At 49.6% G+C, this 17778-nt stretch carries 15 protein-coding genes and 2 pseudogenes; 15 read left to right on the top strand and 2 right to left on the bottom strand.

Going from position 1 to position 17778, the window contains the following annotated elements; translation table 11 throughout:
- Positions 1–40 precede the first annotated feature (40 nt).
- The 14 genes from ACQ4W0_RS02065 (at position 41) to ACQ4W0_RS02000 (ending at position 14647) form a co-directional block, all read left to right on the top strand.
- Entirely contained in the window at positions 41–1093 is a 1053-nt protein-coding gene (locus ACQ4W0_RS02065) for an NAD-dependent epimerase/dehydratase family protein (RefSeq protein ID WP_436575264.1), read from the top strand.
- An 11-nt stretch (positions 1094–1104) separates the two neighbouring features.
- Positions 1105–1914, top strand: a complete 810-nt coding sequence (locus tag ACQ4W0_RS02060) for a transketolase (RefSeq protein WP_436575263.1) — start codon at positions 1105–1107, stop codon at positions 1912–1914.
- Positions 1911–2828, top strand: a complete 918-nt coding sequence (locus ACQ4W0_RS02055; protein ID WP_436575262.1) for a transketolase family protein — start codon at positions 1911–1913, stop codon at positions 2826–2828. The genes ACQ4W0_RS02060 and ACQ4W0_RS02055 overlap by 4 nt, the downstream gene beginning before the upstream one ends.
- 151 nt (positions 2829–2979) lie before the next feature.
- Positions 2980–4221 carry a polysaccharide biosynthesis protein gene (locus ACQ4W0_RS02050; protein WP_436575261.1) on the top strand — a complete coding sequence of 414 codons (1242 nt, stop codon included), beginning with the start codon at positions 2980–2982 and terminating at the stop codon, positions 4219–4221.
- Positions 4222–4229: 8 nt separating this feature from the next.
- Positions 4230–5084 carry a glycosyltransferase gene (locus ACQ4W0_RS02045; protein WP_436575260.1) on the top strand — a complete coding sequence of 285 codons (855 nt, stop codon included), beginning with the start codon at positions 4230–4232 and terminating at the stop codon, positions 5082–5084.
- Complete coding sequence (locus ACQ4W0_RS02040) at positions 5081–5731, top strand: acyltransferase (protein WP_436575259.1); 651 nt, start codon at positions 5081–5083, stop codon at positions 5729–5731. The genes ACQ4W0_RS02045 and ACQ4W0_RS02040 overlap by 4 nt, the downstream gene beginning before the upstream one ends.
- An 11-nt stretch (positions 5732–5742) precedes the next feature.
- Positions 5743–6876: an NAD-dependent epimerase/dehydratase family protein gene (locus tag ACQ4W0_RS02035; protein WP_436575258.1), complete on the top strand. Its 1134-nt coding sequence runs from the start codon at positions 5743–5745 to the stop codon at positions 6874–6876.
- Entirely contained in the window at positions 6873–7757 is an 885-nt protein-coding gene (locus tag ACQ4W0_RS02030) for a glycosyltransferase family 2 protein (RefSeq protein WP_436575257.1), read from the top strand. Before ACQ4W0_RS02035 ends, ACQ4W0_RS02030 begins: the two co-directional genes overlap by 4 nt.
- A 218-nt stretch (positions 7758–7975) precedes the next feature.
- On the top strand, positions 7976–9256 hold the full coding sequence (locus tag ACQ4W0_RS02025) for an O-antigen polymerase (RefSeq protein WP_436575256.1): 1281 nt from the start codon (positions 7976–7978) through the stop codon (positions 9254–9256).
- A gap of 119 nt (positions 9257–9375) precedes the next feature.
- Entirely contained in the window at positions 9376–10872 is a 1497-nt protein-coding gene (locus ACQ4W0_RS02020; protein WP_436575255.1) for an MBOAT family O-acyltransferase, read from the top strand.
- The gene (locus ACQ4W0_RS02015) at positions 10872–11825 is read left to right on the top strand and encodes a hypothetical protein (protein WP_436575254.1); all 954 of its coding nucleotides are present in this window, start codon (positions 10872–10874) and stop codon (positions 11823–11825) included. The genes ACQ4W0_RS02020 and ACQ4W0_RS02015 overlap by 1 nt, the downstream gene beginning before the upstream one ends.
- Positions 11815–12852: a WaaS/CpsH family glycosyltransferase gene (locus ACQ4W0_RS02010; RefSeq protein ID WP_436575253.1), complete on the top strand. Its 1038-nt coding sequence runs from the start codon at positions 11815–11817 to the stop codon at positions 12850–12852. The genes ACQ4W0_RS02015 and ACQ4W0_RS02010 overlap by 11 nt, the downstream gene beginning before the upstream one ends.
- 74 nt (positions 12853–12926) lie before the next feature.
- On the top strand, positions 12927–13988 hold the full coding sequence (locus ACQ4W0_RS02005; RefSeq protein ID WP_436575252.1) for a glycosyltransferase family 4 protein: 1062 nt from the start codon (positions 12927–12929) through the stop codon (positions 13986–13988).
- 296 nt (positions 13989–14284) lie between these two features.
- On the top strand, positions 14285–14647 hold the full coding sequence (locus tag ACQ4W0_RS02000; protein ID WP_436575251.1) for an acyltransferase: 363 nt from the start codon (positions 14285–14287) through the stop codon (positions 14645–14647).
- A gap of 31 nt (positions 14648–14678) precedes the next feature.
- On the opposite strand, the pseudogene ACQ4W0_RS01995 reads toward ACQ4W0_RS02000, so the two are convergent.
- Positions 14679–14957, bottom strand: a pseudogene (locus tag ACQ4W0_RS01995) (integrase core domain-containing protein); the annotation flags it as partial.
- 81 nt (positions 14958–15038) lie between these two features.
- Here ACQ4W0_RS01995 and ACQ4W0_RS01990 point away from each other — a divergent pair.
- Positions 15039–16016, top strand: a pseudogene (locus ACQ4W0_RS01990) (IS481 family transposase).
- Between the two features lie 12 nt (positions 16017–16028).
- Here ACQ4W0_RS01990 and ACQ4W0_RS01985 read toward each other — a convergent pair.
- The gene (locus ACQ4W0_RS01985) at positions 16029–17771 is read right to left on the bottom strand and encodes a hypothetical protein (protein ID WP_436575250.1); all 1743 of its coding nucleotides are present in this window, start codon (positions 17769–17771) and stop codon (positions 16029–16031) included.
- Positions 17772–17778 lie beyond the last annotated feature (7 nt).

Below are 17778 nucleotides of genomic sequence, written 5' to 3'. Positions count from 1 at the left end.
ACTAGGAATGTCTCAAGCATACTCTGCAAGTGGCACGCACGTGCCCGGTGTCGCCGCAGACGATCTGGAGCTGATTGCCTGCCATACCGCTCCGGCGGTGTGGAAGGCCTTGGCCGGGCAGCGTATTTTCATCACCGGTGGCACCGGCTTTATTGGCTGCTGGTTGCTGGAAACGCTGCTTTGGGCAGACCAGCAATTCGAACTCGATCTGCACTTACATGTGTTGACGCGCCGTCCTGAGGCTTTTATTACCAAGGCGCCACATCTGGCGCAGCACCGGGCAGTACGACTGGTGCAAGGTGACGTGACCGATCTGGCGCATATCCATGACGCCATCGATATTGTGCTGCATGCGGCGACCGATGTGGCCAACGCAGGCAGCGACCCGCGCCAAGTGTTTGAGGATATTGTTGACGGTACCAAGGAAACCCTGGAGCTGGCGAGCCGCTGCGGCGCGCGACGCTATCTGCTGACCAGTTCAGGCGCCGTCTACGGCCGCCAGCCGGACGAGATGACGCATATTCCGGAACACTATGCCGGTGCGCCCGATACCTTGCAGCCTGGCACTGCCTATGGCCAGGGCAAGCGGGTCGCCGAGTGGCTGGTGCAATGCGCCGGAGCCCAGCACGGCATGGAAACTCGTATCGCTCGCGTCTTTGCACTGCTGGGCCCCTATCTGCCACTGGACGCGCACTTTGCTGCTGGAAACTTCATTCGCGATGCCATGGCGGGGCAGGAAATCAAGGTTGGCGGTGATGGTACGGCGCACCGCTCCTATCTGTACGCTGCCGATATGGTGATCTGGTTATTAACGATACTGGTCAATGGCACTTCCGGCCAGGCCTACAATCTCGGTTCGGATAAGGCACTGTCGATACGACAACTGGCCGCAGCCGTGTCGCGTGTCTTGCTGAATGAAGAGCGTTATTCGGTTAGTGCCGCGCCCGTACCAGGCGCGCCGGTTCAGCGCTACATTCCGGATGTCGACAAGGCACGCAATGAGCTGCACCTGATTGTTCATACCGATTTACCGTCGGCCATTCGTAAAACTGCAGACTGGACAATGACGCGCTCCTTGTCCAGTCGTGCTTAATCCGGAAATTCATGATGTCTGAATTTAACTCCTCCAAACTTCGCGCCACGGTGCTGCAGATGGCGTATGCCGGCTCGACCGTGCATATCGGCTGTGCCTTCTCGCTGATCGAGATCATGGCAGTACTGTATCGCAATCATTTACGTTACCCGGGTAACGACCCGCAGGCCACGCAGCGCGATTACATGGTGCTCAGCAAGGGCCATGGCGTAATGGCGCAATATGCCTGTCTGTATGAAAAAGGCTGGTTGCCGAAAAGCGACCTCGACAATTATTTTAGCGACGGTTCACGCCTGAAAGGCTTGTCGGACGCCCATGTCCCCGGTTGCGAAGTCACATCGGGGTCGCTGGGCCATGGCCTGTCGGTTGGTACCGGCATGGCACTCGCCGCCAAGCTTGCCAAAACCGATCAATACTGCTATGCGGTGGTCGGCGATGGTGAGATGAATGAAGGGCCGATGTGGGAAGCGATGCTGTTTGCCAAGCACTGGGCGCTCGACAATCTGATCGTGATTGTCGATGAAAATGGCTTCCAGGCCATGGGTAAAACGGCGGAGGTAATGCAGCTCGGTAGCCTGCAAGCCAAATTCGAAGCGTTTGGTTTTGATGCGATCACGCTTGACGGCCATGATGAAGCAGCGCTCGATCGCGCTTTTACCCAGTTGAGAGCCAGCAAGAATGGCGCGCCGAAAGCGATTATCGCCAAGACCGTCAAAGGCAAAGGCATTTCTTTCATGGAAAATCAAAATATCTGGCATTACACCCGCCTCACTGAAGACACATTTGGCGCAGCAATGGCCGAGTTGGAGCAAGTTAAATGAGATCTGCATTTTCAAAAGCCATTGTCGATGCCGCCACGGCCGATCCGAAGGTCCTGCTGCTGACAGGCGATCATGGCTATGCGCTGTTCGATGAGTTCCGTCAGCGTTGCCCGGCACAATTCATCAATGCCGGCATCGCCGAGCAAAACATGGTTGGCGTGGCTGCTGGCTTGGCGAAGGCGGGCTTCAAACCCATCGTCTATGGACTGAGCGCCTTTGTACCGGTTCGCGTGCTCGAGCAGATCAAGATGGATGTCTGCTATGAAAACCTGCCAGTGGTATTCATTGGCGATGGCGCCGGTGTGGTCTACAGCAGTTTGGGCAGCAGCCATCAGTCGACTGAAGATATCGCCGTGTTGCGGCCCCTGCCGAATATTACTATCCTCTCGCCGTCGGACGCGCATGAAATGACCTACGCGCTGAACCATGCGTTGCAGTTCAAGGAACCGGTCTATATACGCATCGGCAAATCAGATGTCGGCGGAGTGCATCAGGCTGTGCCTGCAGCTCCGATCGGCGATCTGCTGTCTGTCAGCACAGGCAGCAATACCGCTACCGCCTTTGTCGCCACCGGCTCAATGGTCAATACGGCGGTCAGCCTGGCGCAACAACTGGGCGATTGCACGGTCTGGAGCATGCCGACCATCAAACCCTTCAACACCGCGCAGTTACTGGACATTGCCGCCGGCGTGGACAATCTGGTGGTACTGGAAGAGCACAGTGTTTACGGCGGCATCGGCGGGTTGGTCGCCGAGGTGGTTGCGTCCGTTCCTGGCAACAAAGCCCGTGTCGTGCGTTGCGGCGTGCAGGACCGCTTTTCCGAGAAATGCGGCAGTTATGCCTATTTGATGCGTGAACATGAACTGGACGAGACATCGCTGCTGGCAGAACTGAAAAAGACCTTGCAGTCCTAAATTAATTAAGTAACTGGCGAGGCCGTTGGTATTCGTGTGAATATGTAACGGTCTCGCGGCGCTTGATGCAACAGCGCGTGAGTTGGAAGACGCAGGTCTGGCCGCTCCAATCAATGAGTGAGGAATACCGGATACTGTTGCTGGCATAACCATGTTAAAAAAAATAATTTCTATTGCTAAAAAGAAAAATTTTTTAGAAACGTTGATGGTGATCGGGTTAAGACTGGTTTCGATCGGCGTTGGCTTCGCATTCATAAAAATTTACACGAATAATCTCACGACCGACCAGCTGGGAAAATATTTTTATCTTATTACGCTGTCATATGTGATGAATGCCCTGGTGTTCGTGCCTGTCGATTATTATCTTCAGGCGCGTCTGGCGCTGTCAGGAAAAGATATTCCACTCAAGGCGCTGTTGAAGCTGAACCGGACCGTCTGTTCCAGCGCATTGCTTCTGTGCCTTGCTTTTAGCGTGCCATTATTGTATCTCGGGAAAATACAGATATGGGATCTGGCCGGGATTTATGCTACCGCTGTATTTCTTTATCTGTGTAATTTTTCGCGCGGATTGTTGAATAATCGCGGGCATAAAATTTTTGTGGTTAATATGCTAGTGTTCGAAAGTGCGCTAAAAATAGGATTATTTGTGTTGGCAGTGGCGTATACCTCGGCAAGCGCTGATTTGTTGCTGTATTCCTCGGTGGCTGCCTTTGCTCTGGAAATGTTGCTGATCGCCTTTTATTTTTCCAGGAAACTGTCTTACAACTGGAGCGATGAAGGCATAGAGCCTTACCGTACTGTATTCCGGAAATCATATGCTTTGTCGATTGGTGCTGTTTGTAACCTGGCGCAATTGCAGTTCTACCGCCTGATGTATGTATGGGCAGGTGCTCCCGCGACGGCCGCAATCTATACCGTCGTCACGAATCTGGGTGGAGCGGGAATGACTGCGATTTCATCAGTGTACTCGCAGATTTTCTTGCCGAAGATTTATGCGAGTAAAGGTAAATACACGCTGACGTATATCAGGAATGCATTATTGCTGGCAGCGTTTGTAGCTGTGGGTGCTGCGATTTTTGGCCAGTATGCGTTGATGTTATTGACAAAAAACGATTATGCGCAATACGCACAGGCAATCAGTTATGGTGTATTGGTTGAAGCGGGCAACATGGTGATCGGTGCGGCGACGGTGTTCTTGATGCTGAGGAATGCTTCAAAAATAATGATATTTTATAATATTGCGGCGGCTGTCGTTTCGGTGGCAGGCGGTTTTGTGGTCATGACCTATTGGCCCGAAAATGTATTTCTGATCGGCGTACCGATAGCTTTGTCGCAGATATTTATCGCTGCTTTCCTGGTGCTGCATGTCGCAAAATTTGATAATAAAGAATAGAGAGTAAGATGAGTTTTTCGGAAAAGCTGACCTTTGTCGTATTTACTTTCAATGAAGCTGCGAGGATAGAGCGCGTAATACGGAATTTCTCTGCATGGGGACGTGTCTTGATCGTTGATAACCACAGCACGGATGCCACTCAGGAAATTGCTACGCGACTCGGTGCCGAAGTCTTCCTGAATAAAAACAATGGTTGGGTCGAGGATGAGGAAACCGTTGCGCGCCTGAAGGGCAGAGTTGAAACGCCATGGATATACTGGGCATTTGCAGACGAGCTTGTGGATTATGATACTTTGGCTGCCATAGTCAATGCAGTCGAAGTGGGAAAATACGATATTGTAAATGTAATTCGTAAAAATTATTACTATGGCCATTTTTGCTATGAGGCATATGCGGATCGCATGAATCGGGTGTTTAAAAAAGACGCACTTGATTTTTCTGGAAATACTATTCATAACTTTGGGAAAGTGCTGGTCGAAGAAGGGCGTATATTAAGTCTGGAATCAAAAAAATATTACGTCAGGCACTTCATTTCAAATACTGCTAAACAGTATTTGGGAACGATTGATCGTTATACAGATATTCAAGCGGTTACCAATAGGCCATGTGGTTTGATGAATCTGACTGCAAGGATAGCAAAAGGTTTTTTGGTTCAGTATATTTTTAACGGAGCGTATAAGGCAGGGAAGGCAGGATTTTTTCTTGTTATGCAGATGTTGTATTATCAGTGCATACTGGCTATGAAAACATATGAATTTAGAAATTCTTTGAATGGTGATAGAATTGAGGAATTGAATAATGTGGAACGTGATGCAGTGCTGCTGAGCTTGGAAAAAAATATTTACGAAGGAGGCAGGCATTGAATGTACTGAAGCGGAAATATCTCACATTCAAAAAGATGGATTTTTTTGATTTTTATAATTTGGCGCATGTCACATGCTCGAAAATAAAAACACGATGGATTTACGGGATGACCTTTGGCAGGATCGGCAAGGGAGCCTGGATAAAAAAGCCGGAACAGATATTCGGTGCTTCGAGGTTGAACATCGGAGCCGGTGTCAGGATAGAACGGGGTGCGATTTTATATGCAGTGAAATATTATGCCGGCAAGGATTACACTGGCACAATTGAGATCGGAAAAAAAACCTTTGCTAACAAGCATTTCAATGCCACCTCAGCTTTCGGTATTCATATTGGTGACGAAGTCGTTTTTGGGCCGAATGTATTTCTAACGGATTTCGATCATGGATATGAAGACATTCGCATGGCCAGGCTGGAGACGGACTTGGTCTCAAAGGGGCCTATTTCGATCGGTGATCGTTGTTGGCTGGGAGCCAATGTTTTCGTCGGAAGCGGAGTCAGTTTGGGAGAGTATTGTGTCGTAGCGGCCAATAGTGTGGTGACGAAGTCTTTCCCTGCGTTTTCGGTAATCGCAGGCTCGCCTGCGAAAGTTGTCAAGCGGTATGACCCGGAACAGCGTTCCTGGGTCAAGGTAAATAATAAAATTTAAATGGATTGAACATGAATATTCTTATCACTGGTGGTGCAGGTTTTATTGGGTCCAATCTGGCGTTGCATTTGATCGGCCTAGGGCATGAGCTGACGATTCTGGATAACCTGTCGCCGCAGATTCATGGTAGCGATCCGGCAACGACATCGCCGCTGTTTCAGAGCATTCAAGGCAAGGTTCGCTTCGTGCAGGGCTCGGTGACCGATGTTGAAGCATGGGAAGCGGTACTGCCAGGCCAGCATGCCATCGTGCATCTGGCTGCGGAAACCGGTACCGGTCAGTCCATGTATGAAATCAAGCGCTATGTCGATGTCAATATCGGCGGCACCGGCCTGATGCTCGACTTGTTGGCGAATGGCAAATACTCGGTCAATAAATTGGTGGTGGCCTCGTCGCGTTCGATCTACGGCGAGGGGAAATATCATTCCTCGGCGCTGGGCGTGATTTACCCTGGCGCACGCAAGGACGAAGACATGCAGGCAGGCCGCTTTGAGCCGCTGTGCCCGCAAACCGGCGAGCCGCTGACGCTGATGGCCACCGACGAAGAGTCGAAGATTCATCCATCGTCGGTGTATGGCATCACCAAACAAAACCAGGAACAGATGGTCATGACCGTCTGTAAGTCGCTGGGGATCGGCGCCACGGCATTGCGTTATCAAAATGTGTACGGCCCGGGCCAGTCGTTGAGCAATCCTTATACCGGCATCCTGTCCATCTTTTCTACCCGTATCAAGAATGGCAATGGCATCAATATCTTTGAAGATGGCCTGGAAAGCCGCGATTTCGTGTTTATCGACGACATCGTTGCCGCAACCACCGCTGCCTTGCTCAAGGATGAGGCCAACGACCAAGTATTCGGCATCGGCTCCGGCGTCGCGACCGATGTGCTGACCGTGGCTAACGCCTTGGTCGCTTATTACGGTATCGATGTGCCGATCAAGGTGACTGGTGCCTTCCGCATCGGCGACATTCGTCACAACTACGCCGACCTGACCAAGGCCGGCCAACTGCTGGGCTTCAAGCCGGCGGTCGATTTCAATGAAGGCATTGGCCGCTTTGCCGCCTGGGTGAATCAGCAGGAAGTGCAAGTGGACTCCTACGAGACCAGTATCGCCGAAATGAAAAAACGGGGTCTGTACAAATGACAATGCAAAAAATCGGACTGGTCACGGTGCTGTTCAACAGCGCCGATGTGCTGCCGGGATTTTTTGAAAGTTTGTCGATACAAAAATTCCGCAATTACACCTTGTACATCATTGATAACAGTCTGGACGATGTTTCAATGAATGTAGCACGTGATCTTACTGAACAATATCAGATGACGAATGTCGTGCTGATCAAGAACAAAGAGAACGTCGGGGTGGCCGCCGCCAATAATCAGGGAATTCAGCTCTCGCTGGAGTCGGACTGCGACTACGTGTTGTTATTGAATAACGACATTGAGTTCAAGGATGAGAATTTATTGGGCAGCATGCTGGAACTGGCGGAACGTCGCCAGGAAAAACTGATGGTGCCCAAGATCTATTTCCATGATTCAGGCAAAATCTGGTGTGCGGGAGGCAAGATCAATATATTGAAGGGCACCACCACGCATCGCGGCGAGGGTGAGGTTGATCACGGGCAGTTCGATCAGGACATCCATATAAATTACGCGCCGACCTGTTTCATGCTGATTCACAAATTAGTATTCGCCAAAATTGGCGTCATGGACGAAAAATATTTTGTCTACTATGATGATACCGATTTTGTCTGGCGTGCGAATTTTGCCGGTTTCAAGATTTATTACTGGGCCAAAGGTCAAGTCTGGCATAAAGTAAGTAGCAGTACAGGTGGGGCATTATCCGCTTTCTCTGTCTATTATTGCGAAAGAAATCGTCTTTATTTCATCAGAAAGAATTTTTCGCTGTTCTTTAAAATTTATGCCTTGAGTTTTTATTTCCTGACGCGGCCTTTGAAATTCAAACTTTTCTCGAAGAAACTACGCCCGCACCTGTTCTCCGGAATCACAGACGGCATGAAAATGTAAGGCTGTATGCAGCCATCATCCGTTTGTCACGGAACTGAAGATGGTTGCGTCAAAATGAGCATGTTCTTTAGATAAACGCTGGAGTCCCGTTGGTCAGTCTGGCGGATTCCAGGCGTAGCCATTCCAGACACTGATACGTAGTTGTCCGATAGCGTATTTTTGTAGCCGGATTTTATGTGCGTTCTACAATAATAATTAATTTACAAGATTGAATTTGTATGAACATAATCAGCGTTCTGATTTTTATTAGTTCTTCACTGCTGTTGGTCGGAACGTATGTTATCTGGTTTAGCCGATATAATATTCCGACTCATTTTATCCTTGGAACAGTTTTTGTCGGTTATTTGGTGCCGCTGTTTTTTACCGATATGTTGTCAGAATTCTCGCCGGAAATAGTGAGCTTGTATGCTTATATATTGACGGTCGGTGCATTTTTTTATGTCGCAGGATTGTTGTATGGTTTTAATTATATAGTACTGGACAAGTTAATCAAGAAGCCGGTTTTTATGTTGGCGCCACTGGATCAATTTTTACGGTACCGCTACAGAGCCTTGATCTTCATTACGGTGATTGCGCTGGTTGCCATGGCGTTGAGCTGGATGTATATCGGCACCGTGCCGATGTTCGCCGCCGACCCTTTTACTGCCAAGTTCTTTCGCGGTCCGTATCGCGATGCCTATATGCGAGTCGCTGTTCCTTATCGCCTTTCTCAGAGCATCCTGATCACGGTGTTCCCGATCATGGTGGCAGTCTGGTTCCTGACTCGTCGTAAAATTCTGATGTTGTTGATTCTTTTAATCATGATATTTTTTTCCCTGGCACTGACTCGCGGCCTGGTATTCATGGGTATATTTACATTGATCGCATTATTTTCGACCAAAAAACGGATTTACCTTTTCTGGTTCATTCTCTCTTACATCATGGTCTTCAGTATCGGCAGTGCCATTTATTTTCTGGCAGGACTGCTGTTTGGCTCCGATGCTTATAGTGCGACAAATACAGCAAGTGCGGGCGTCTGGGTAATTATTGCCGCCGGCTCGCCGGATATTCCCGATCAACTTAACTTGCTGACTGCTTTTGAGAAGCACGGAGTCTATACCCTGGGGCGGACATTCGTTGGTGGATTGGTTCCGGGGCAATACTACTGGAACCCATCAGCCTGGGTGTTATATATATTAAACGACAGTGGTGATATTTCCGATCTCGCTTCAGGTGGCTTTCGTATTCCAGTTGCCATGTGGGGATATTTTTCATTTGGCTGGCCAGGCGTCGTGATTGTATCGGCTATCTCTGGAGTGATCATGGGGGCATCGACCCGATATATCAAACAATTTATTTCTTATAAAAAGGTATTAACGTCGATCCTGGCATTGAGTTTTTATACGATCATCCTGGGATTTTTCGCCGGATTTTATGTCATGAGCATGTACGCGTTGCCGGCCGCACTTCTTCTGATCGGACTGTTGTACAAGTTTCAGTTTGGTTCGAGATCCAGGTGATGTGTATTATTTTTCAGGCAAGGTGCGCGGTTCACCCTGATTGATGGGTAGGGTCATAGGATTTTTCTGAAAATTTTTGATATTAATATTTCGCATTTTTGAAATGAAAATTATAAGTCATGTTATTCAATAGTGTTGAGTTCATTTTTTTGTTTTTTCCGATTGTTTTTCTGGCCTATGTGTATCTGAGCAAGCGGCAACCTGGGTGGGCTATCGCCTGGCTGTCGCTGGCCTCCTTGTTTTTCTATTCGTGGTGGGACATTAGCAACCTTCCAATTTTGTTGATATCGATCGCCTTCAATTTCTACATAGGTAAATCGATCAATGAGCGCCGCGGCGCGAGCAAGCGACAGGCGCTGAATATTCTTCGCCTCGGTATCGTGTTGAATCTGCTGGCGTTGGGATACTATAAATATGCGCATTTCCTGGCCAACGAAGGCTTCCGCCTGTTCGACGTCGCGTTGTCCGTGCCGCATATTGAGCTGCCAATCGGCATCTCTTTTTTCACCTTTACCCAAATAGCATTCCTGGTGGATACCTATCGCGGAGAAGTCGATGAATGCAATTCGGTTCATTACTCGCTGTTTGTCGGCTACTTTCCGCACCTGATCGCCGGACCGATCTTGCATCATAAAGAAATGATGCCGCAGTTCAAAAACGTCGTCATCCCTTCGGTTTTTTCTGATGATTTCAGAAACGGGATGAGCATATTTTTGATCGGACTGGCAAAAAAGCTGCTGATTGCCGACTCGTTGGGCAATTATGCCAATTACTTTTTCAATGGTGTCGCCAGCGGCGGTACGCCAACCTTTTTCGACTCGGCCACCGGCGTTCTGGCATATACCTTCCAGCTGTATTTTGATTTTTCCGGTTATTCCGACATGGCGGTTGGTATCAGCTTGATGCTCGGCATCCGGTTGCCGATCAACTTCAATTCGCCCTACAAGGCGAAAAATGTCATCGATTTCTGGCGCCGCTGGCACATTACCCTGTCTCGCTTTTTGCGAGACTATCTGTATATTGCGCTCGGTGGCAATCGCAACGGCGCCACGCGGCGCTACCTGAATCTGTTTATCACTATGCTGCTCGGCGGTTTGTGGCACGGTGCCGGCTGGACCTTCTTGTTGTGGGGCGCCTTGCATGGAATTTTTCTGGCAATTAATCATTTCTGGCGCCATCTGACCGGGCGCTTCGCCATGCTCGGGAAAGCTTCCTCGGCCATCTCATGGATCTATGTTCCGCTGACGTTCATCAGTGTGGTGCTGGCCTGGATCGCTTTTCGAGCCGCCTCGCTTGCTGATTTTTATTCCGTGTTGCGCGGTGTCTGCGGACTGAACGGCTTTACCTTGCCGTCGCAGATCGTGGCCATTATCCCAAAGGCATCGAGCTGGATCGAGGGGCGTGGCGTGGTGCCATTGCTGGCCGATGGGACGGTGATGGGCTTCGTTGAACTGATCATCCTGCTGTTGATTGTCAGCTGCGTAACCTGGTGCTTCAAGAACTCAAACGACATGTCGACCAACAGGCGCTTGCTGGTTGCCGTCATGCTGGCCCCTTTGCTGATCCAGAAAATATTTTTTGGTGGTGACGTCGAATTCCTTTATTTTCAATTTTGATGAAAAAATTCACAGCTTCTTCTTATTTATTTCTGCTGGTGCTGGCGTTTGCGCTGTATTTCGCCTTGTACGCCCTTATCGACAAACCGCTCACTACCGGTGAAATCGAGCGGCTGTATGACCAGAAAGTATCGCTGACCAAGAAAGGCGACGGCCGGCGCATTTTCATTTTTGCCGGAAGTAACGGGCGATTCAGCCACAGTTGCGCCGTCATTTCCGGTGATACGAACGCTTACTGCGGCAATCTGTCGGTTGCCGCGGGCATCGGTCTGGATTTCCTGCTGGCGTCGTATGAACCGAATTTCCGCGCGGGCGACATAATTTATATGCCAATGGAATTTCAGCAATATGAAGTCTCCAAAGACATGATGTACGCCGGACCTGAAAATTCCTTGTTATTCAAGAAGCATTTTCCATTGCTATGGAAGATTGGTGCAGAAAGGACTTTGCGCGCGGCATTTTTCGCTAATGAAAATTATTTCATTCAAGGTACGGTAGAAATGCTGCTGCAAAAGAAAGGTATTCAGCGGCGCTTCACCGAGGCTTCCGTGAATGCATCTGGCGATCAACAGGGCCATACGCCGCAACTTGCCGAAGGATATGCAGGTTTCATCCGTTCCTTTCATGAGGTGATTCCGGATCTGTCGCAGACGGCCAAAAATGCTTATGCAGTAGAGGTATTGAAAGGATTTCTGCAGCGCGCCAAGGCAAAAGGCGTGCTGGTTATCGGCGGACTGCCGACGACGTTTTCAGGAACGCCGATCCCTCCAGGCACGCTTGCCTTCCTGAAGAACGTCTATGAGGGCGCGGGACAGGAATTTTTGGTGCTGGATAATGACAGCCAATATGAAAAATCTTGTTTTTACGATAAACCTTATCATCTCAATACGGTATGTCAGTCGCTGCACTCGCACAAGGTCGCGGCGTTATTAGGAAATGTTGATGGAAAATGATGTAAAGAAAAATGCTCGGGCACTGTTGATTGCGCCGAATTTTTTTGGCTATGCACAGGAGATCAAGGCGCGTCTTGAACAGCGCGGTGTCCCGACACTGTGGTTCAATGATCTTCCCGCCGGCGATACAATGACCAAAATATTGGTCAGAATTTCTCCTCAGTTACAGCAAGGCAAGGCAGAACGTTATTTCGACGACATGATCGAGCAGGCCCGTGACCAGGGCATCACGCAAGTACTGGTGATCAAGGGGCAGTCGATGTCATGCGAGATTATCCGCCGCCTGCGCGCAGCACTGCCGCAAGCACGTTTCACGCTGTATTTCTGGGATAGCTACCAGAACATGTCCTCCGAAAGCCGGGACAAGGTGGCATTATTCGATCGTACGTTCACGTTCGATCCGGTGGATGCGGAACAGGATCCGCGCCTAGAATATCGGGCCCTGTTTTATCTTGACGAATATACGCATTTGCCTGATGTGGAAAAAGACATCGATTTGTTCTTTTTCGGAACGGTTCACTCCGATCGCTACCAGGTCTTGTGCCAGTTCGAGAAGTCACTGCCGCCGCATATCAAGATCAAGAAAATTTTATACTTCTCCTCGCGCCTGGTGTACTGGGCGCGGCGCTTGCTGCAGCCGGCATTCTGGATGTCAAAAAAATCCGACTTCATTTTCAAGCCCGTGCCAAAGGCAGAATTGAAATTGCTGCTGGCGCGTAGCCGGGTGGTGCTCGATATCGAGCGGCCGGTGCAGGCAGGCTTGACAATGCGCACACTGGAGGCGGTCGGTGCCAGGAAAAAGATCATCACGACCAATCCATTCGCGCGCAAGACGGATATCTATACGCCGGAAAATGTGCTGGTGATCGACCGTAAAAATATCGTGATCCCTGAAGATTTCTTTTTGAGTGACTTTTCCGAGCTGACGAACGACGTCAATCAAAAATATAGCCTGGATGGCTGGTTGAACGATGTATTTTTTTCCAATATGGCCGTGCAGGGTTCGCCATCGCCGCTAGCCGGCTGACTTGATGTCCGCCGCTGCCGGGCAGCGACAACAGGCCGTGATCGATTTTTACCTATTTTGAAAATACAGCCCACATGATTTTTGTAAATGCACGCTTTCTGACGCAGTCTGTTACCGGTGTTCAGCGTTACGCCATAGAAATAAGCCGGGTGCTGAAAAAACTGAATCCGGATATCCAGTTTGTGGCACCACACAATGTGATTCATCAGGACCTGGCCGATGAGCTGCAGGTGAAAATCATCGGGAAAAATACCGGGCATTTATGGGAGCAGTTTGATCTGCCAATGTTCCTCAGGAAGCGGGGCAAGCCGCTGCTGATCTCGCTCGGGACGACCGCGCCGATTTTCTACCATCGCAAGGTCGTGACGGTGCACGATCTGGCGTTTTTGCATTTTCCAGAGGTTGTTTCGTGGAAATTTCGCACCTTTTACAAATTTGTCATTCCGAGAATTCTCAATAGCTCCTTGCATCTGACCACCGTCAGCGAATTCAGCAAAAATGATTTTTGTTCGTCGTATGGCATTCCGCGCGACCGGATTTCCGTGGTCAGCAATGCCTCATCTTTCTCCTTGGGTAAAAGAATCGCGGTGGAGGCCAAGGAAAAGGTCATTATTGCGGTTGGCTCGATACAGCCCAACAAGAATATCGAGGCGCTGGTATCGGCCTTTTCCCTGTTCAAGGAGCGCAAGCCTTCCGACTATGTGTTGAAGCTGGTTGGTGGCCTGGACAAGCGCGTATTCCAGGATACCAAACTGTTGGCCATGATCCGCAGCCGCTCGGACATCGAACTGACGGGATACCTGAGCGATGCCGATCTGCTCGCGCTGTACAGTTCGTCGACCTGCTTCGTTTTCCCGTCGCTGTTCGAGGGCTTTGGCATTCCACCGCTCGAAGCCATGGCGTGCGGCTGCCCGGTGATTGCCTCTACCGCTGCCAGCATACCGGAAGTGTGCGGGGAAGCGGCGCTGTACATTGATCCACGCAATATCGAGGATATGGCGCAGAAGATCGACCGCCTGGTGGGCGAGCAGGCACTTCAGGAATCGCTGATCGAGAAGGGATATGAGAATATCAAGCGATTTGACTGGGATGAATGTGGTGCCGCATTCTGGAGTATTGCAAAAAAATATGCATGATCGCTGGATGAAATTAGGATGTCTGCCATGATTAAAAAAACGATAATATTTCTGGCCGTACCCCGGGGTGAAAAAGTCAATAAAATAAGCGGTTTCTGGTCGTATCTGCTGACCAGGTTATATTATGTGAAAATACTCGGGGTAGTAGGCTGCGGAAGTATTATCTATTCGCCATTGTTGCTGGTGAATTTAAGGCATGTCAAAATGGAAAATTCTGCTGTCATAAAAACGGCGCCCGGCTTGAAATGGTCGTGACTGAAGGTGCGCCGGCCCCTTGCCTGTATATTGGAAATAATGTGAATATCGAACAGAATGTGCACATTGTTTGCGGTGGCAGCATCTGGATTGGCGATAATGTCTCGCTCACTACCAATGTGGCGATCGTGGATGTGAATCATCCTTATGAAGACATCGCGGATACCTCCAAGATCGCCGACAGAATCGAGTGTGTCGGCAATTATGTCGAGATAGGCGAAGGAACGTGCATAGGCCTCGGTTCCATCATCATGCCGAATGTCAGAATCGGCCGCCGGGTAATGATCGGCAGCCATTCGCTGGTCAATTGCGATATTCCTGATTACTCGGTTGCGGTCGGCAATCCTGCCAGAGTCATCAAACGATATGATTTTGATCTGAAGGAGTGGGTCAAAGTTGCGTAAGCGCTCCATAAACCACAGCCTCGTGGAGTGGCTATATGTCAAGACCCGTCTGGTTGTAAACACGCTTTACAAATAAATCCGGCTTCTTAGCCTGCCATTCTTTGAGCGCCTGGATGGGAGTTTGATGGTTTAAGGCGCGCTGCGGAATGTTGTGGTCGTAGAGTTTCAAATAGCTTTGCAGCGTTGATGCGAGTTCTGCCGCAGACCCGAATCGCGTCTGGCCGACGATCTCGCTGATGCGCCCGTTGAGGCGCTCGACCATGCCGTTCGTTTGTGGATGGCGTGGCGGAATCAGCCGATGCTCAATGCCTGTTTAGTCTTGACGAGTTGATCGGCGGTTTGCCACCGAGATCGTCCCACCGGTTGCAGCACATCGCATAAACTTTAGTCCATGAGCTCACGCATTCATCCCCAAGCCCGCACCACCCCGAAAATCCGCCAGGAAATCTAGGACTCCTGCCTGTCCGACCGCGAGGCCGCCAAGGTCTTCAATATCACCCGTGCCACGGCTGCCAAGTGGCTCAAGCGAGACGATGTGCAAGACCGTTCGCACCGGGCCCATACGCTGCATACCACGCTGAGCGCGACGCAGGAGGCCATCGTGCTGTCACTGCGCCAGTCGCTCTATCTGCCGCTCGACGACCTGCTGTACATTGCCCGGCAATACATCAATCCCGACGTCTCGCGCTCGGGCATTACCCGTTTGCTCAAACGCGAAGGTATGGCCCGCCTGGAAGACGTCTTTCCCAAGGCCGAGGGAGAAACGATCTCGGCCAAGAATACCTTCAAGGACTACGAATCCGGCTTTGTTCACGTCGATATCAAATACTTGCCGCAGATGCCAGACGAAACCTCGCGTCGCTATCTGTTCGTGGCCATTGACCGCGCCACACGCTGGGTGTTCCTGCACATCTACGGTGACATGAGCGATAAAAGCAGCGTCGACTTCCTGCGCCGGCTCAAGCTGGCCTCGCCAATCAGGATCATCAAACTGCTGACCGACAACGGCTCGCAATTCACCGACCGCTTCACAACAAAGGACAGGAAGCCCAGTGGCCCTCACGCCTTCGATAAAGTCTGCGCCGCTATGGGCATCGAACACCGTCTGGCACCGCCCCGGCATCCGCAAACGAATGGTATGGTCGAACGATTCAACGGCCGTATCAGCGAACTATTGCAGCAGACCAGATTCGACAGTCGGGCTGATCTGGAGACGACCTTGCTCAACTATTTAAAGCTTTACAACCACCACATTCCACAACGGGCTATCGGTGCCAAAACACCCATCCAGGCGCTCAAAGAATGGCAGAAAAAGAAACCGGAACTATTCGTTAAGCGCGTTTATGATCAAACGGGACTGGACACTTAATCGAGCAATGAGTTATCGAGCGGTCAATGGGGCATCATGCACCGGCAGCCTGATGCGGCAATAGTTTTGCTCAATGGTTGGTCCCGCTCCATTGAAATACTTTATGCGTTCTGCCATGCTTGGGCTGCCCGGGGTATCCGTTATATTTTTTGCTGTAGTTGCAAAGAGATTTACTATAGGTCCGCATATCATGATAAACACTGTTGCAGCAAGAAAATATCGTCCTTTTTTTAAGTTGCGGTCGACAAAACCAATGGCATACAGAGAAAAACCCAGCATCCCGATCAATATTCCGGGGATCATGAAGCGGCTCAGTTCCCATTTATATCCATTGACCAATAAGGTAAAATCGATCAGGAATCCTATCAGGAACGTGTATATGCCGAATATACTCAGAGTCGCATGGGATGGCGTGATAGGGTAATGTTGCGTATTTGATGGGATACCTGCTTTACGCCATATCAAGAAGATTGCGATCAAACCGGCGATGGGAAAAAATAGTATCCTTAACGATGTAAAAAATAATTGTTCTATGATCCACAACAGCGGCATCAAGTTTAATTTTGGATGTTCAAGATAAATTTTGGCTTCCTTGAGATAGCCATTTTGTCCGGATTTCCAGTCGCCACCCCAGCCAAAATGGAAGGGCACGCCCGGTACCAGATGTATGCCTGGTAATTTTGTTTCTCCACTATTGCTTGTGCTCATCAGCCCTGGTACGTCGCCGAGTGTCTGCATTGATTTTGGTGTCAGCATGCCGCCTTGGGGAACTGCGACCAGAGCGGCTACTATCAGGCAGGCAGACCAGAATACACAATTTTTCAGCAGCGGGCGAATTTTGAGCGAAAAGAGCAACAGCAATGGAAGTAATGCAAGGAGATAAAGCATGTTTTGCGGCGCTGTAAAAAAATTGGCGCAACAGATTAAAATGGCCAATGGCAGCAATGAAAGCAATTTTCCGTTTCTGAACCGCGATTCAGTATGCAACAGCAGTAGCATGACGACCGAAAAGATGCCGAACAGTGTATCTGTGTATCCAGTGATGGCAAATGGGCTACCCGAATCGATCGTCAGTACATGCGTCAACGACAAGGCAGAATTGCCGAACATTACCATTACTGTCGCGCACAGGGCCAGGCGCCAGCGGCTTTCATAAAGGCTGATGAAACCATATAAGAATACCGATAAAAACATCAGCGACGAACAAAGCCAGAAATACAGGAAAACATAGGGTTTGCTGCCCGACAGGCTGCCGGCCATATAGGTGAGCATCGATTGTCCGGTATTCTGGCCTATCACCGGAACAACGCCGCATGCGCTGATAAAATTCGCAATCCATGCATATCTGATCGAATGCAGACTTCCCATGAATGAAAAAGGGTTGTCAACCGATTGGCCGCCTGGCATCCAGTACACTAAAAAAATTGGTGAAAAAATCAATAATCCGAAGATTACCCCTAGTGCGCCTTTTTTTGAAAAAAATTCTGTGATGAGTATCAGCAGCAGCCGATGAAAATAAAGGCATAAGCCACAAGCTGTCGCGATGGTACACCATACTGCCCAGTCCGCATGGCCGAGAAGACTGGAAAAGGTTCTGATTAAAACGATGTAAAATGCAAGTCCGGTGAAATAAGCCGCACCAATTCTCAAAGAAAAAGGAGCACCATGCAATGATTGCATGGACTTCGTCAGTAAAATATAACCGGTTCCTGTCGCCAAAAAAAGGAGCATCAGGAATGAAAAAAAAGTCGACATAAGTGCG

The sequence above is a fragment of the Janthinobacterium breve genome (genome assembly GCF_051380895.1).
Taxonomy (GTDB): Bacteria; Pseudomonadota; Gammaproteobacteria; order Burkholderiales; family Burkholderiaceae_D; genus Janthinobacterium.
The sequence above is the reverse complement of the archived record's forward strand: the minus strand, read 5'-3'. Positions and strand labels throughout refer to the sequence as shown.

Bases quoted from the DNA above. Each gene is read 5' to 3' on its own strand.
- ACQ4W0_RS02005 (WP_436575252.1), top strand. From the start codon at position 12,927: ATGATTTTTGTAAATGCACGCTTTCTGACGCAGTCTGTTACCGGTGTT.
- ACQ4W0_RS02035 (WP_436575258.1), top strand. From the start codon at position 5,743: ATGAATATTCTTATCACTGGTGGTGCAGGTTTTATTGGGTCCAATCTG.
- ACQ4W0_RS02010 (WP_436575253.1), top strand. From the start codon at position 11,815: ATGGAAAATGATGTAAAGAAAAATGCTCGGGCACTGTTGATTGCGCCG.
- ACQ4W0_RS02055 (WP_436575262.1), top strand. From the start codon at position 1,911: ATGAGATCTGCATTTTCAAAAGCCATTGTCGATGCCGCCACGGCCGAT.
- ACQ4W0_RS02015 (WP_436575254.1), top strand. From the start codon at position 10,872: ATGAAAAAATTCACAGCTTCTTCTTATTTATTTCTGCTGGTGCTGGCG.
- ACQ4W0_RS02020 (WP_436575255.1), top strand. From the start codon at position 9,376: ATGTTATTCAATAGTGTTGAGTTCATTTTTTTGTTTTTTCCGATTGTT.
- ACQ4W0_RS02045 (WP_436575260.1), top strand. From the start codon at position 4,230: ATGAGTTTTTCGGAAAAGCTGACCTTTGTCGTATTTACTTTCAATGAA.
- ACQ4W0_RS02060 (WP_436575263.1), top strand. From the start codon at position 1,105: ATGATGTCTGAATTTAACTCCTCCAAACTTCGCGCCACGGTGCTGCAG.
- ACQ4W0_RS02030 (WP_436575257.1), top strand. From the start codon at position 6,873: ATGACAATGCAAAAAATCGGACTGGTCACGGTGCTGTTCAACAGCGCC.
- ACQ4W0_RS02025 (WP_436575256.1), top strand. From the start codon at position 7,976: ATGAACATAATCAGCGTTCTGATTTTTATTAGTTCTTCACTGCTGTTG.
- ACQ4W0_RS01985 (WP_436575250.1), bottom strand. From the start codon at position 17,771: ATGTCGACTTTTTTTTCATTCCTGATGCTCCTTTTTTTGGCGACAGGA.
- ACQ4W0_RS02050 (WP_436575261.1), top strand. From the start codon at position 2,980: ATGTTAAAAAAAATAATTTCTATTGCTAAAAAGAAAAATTTTTTAGAA.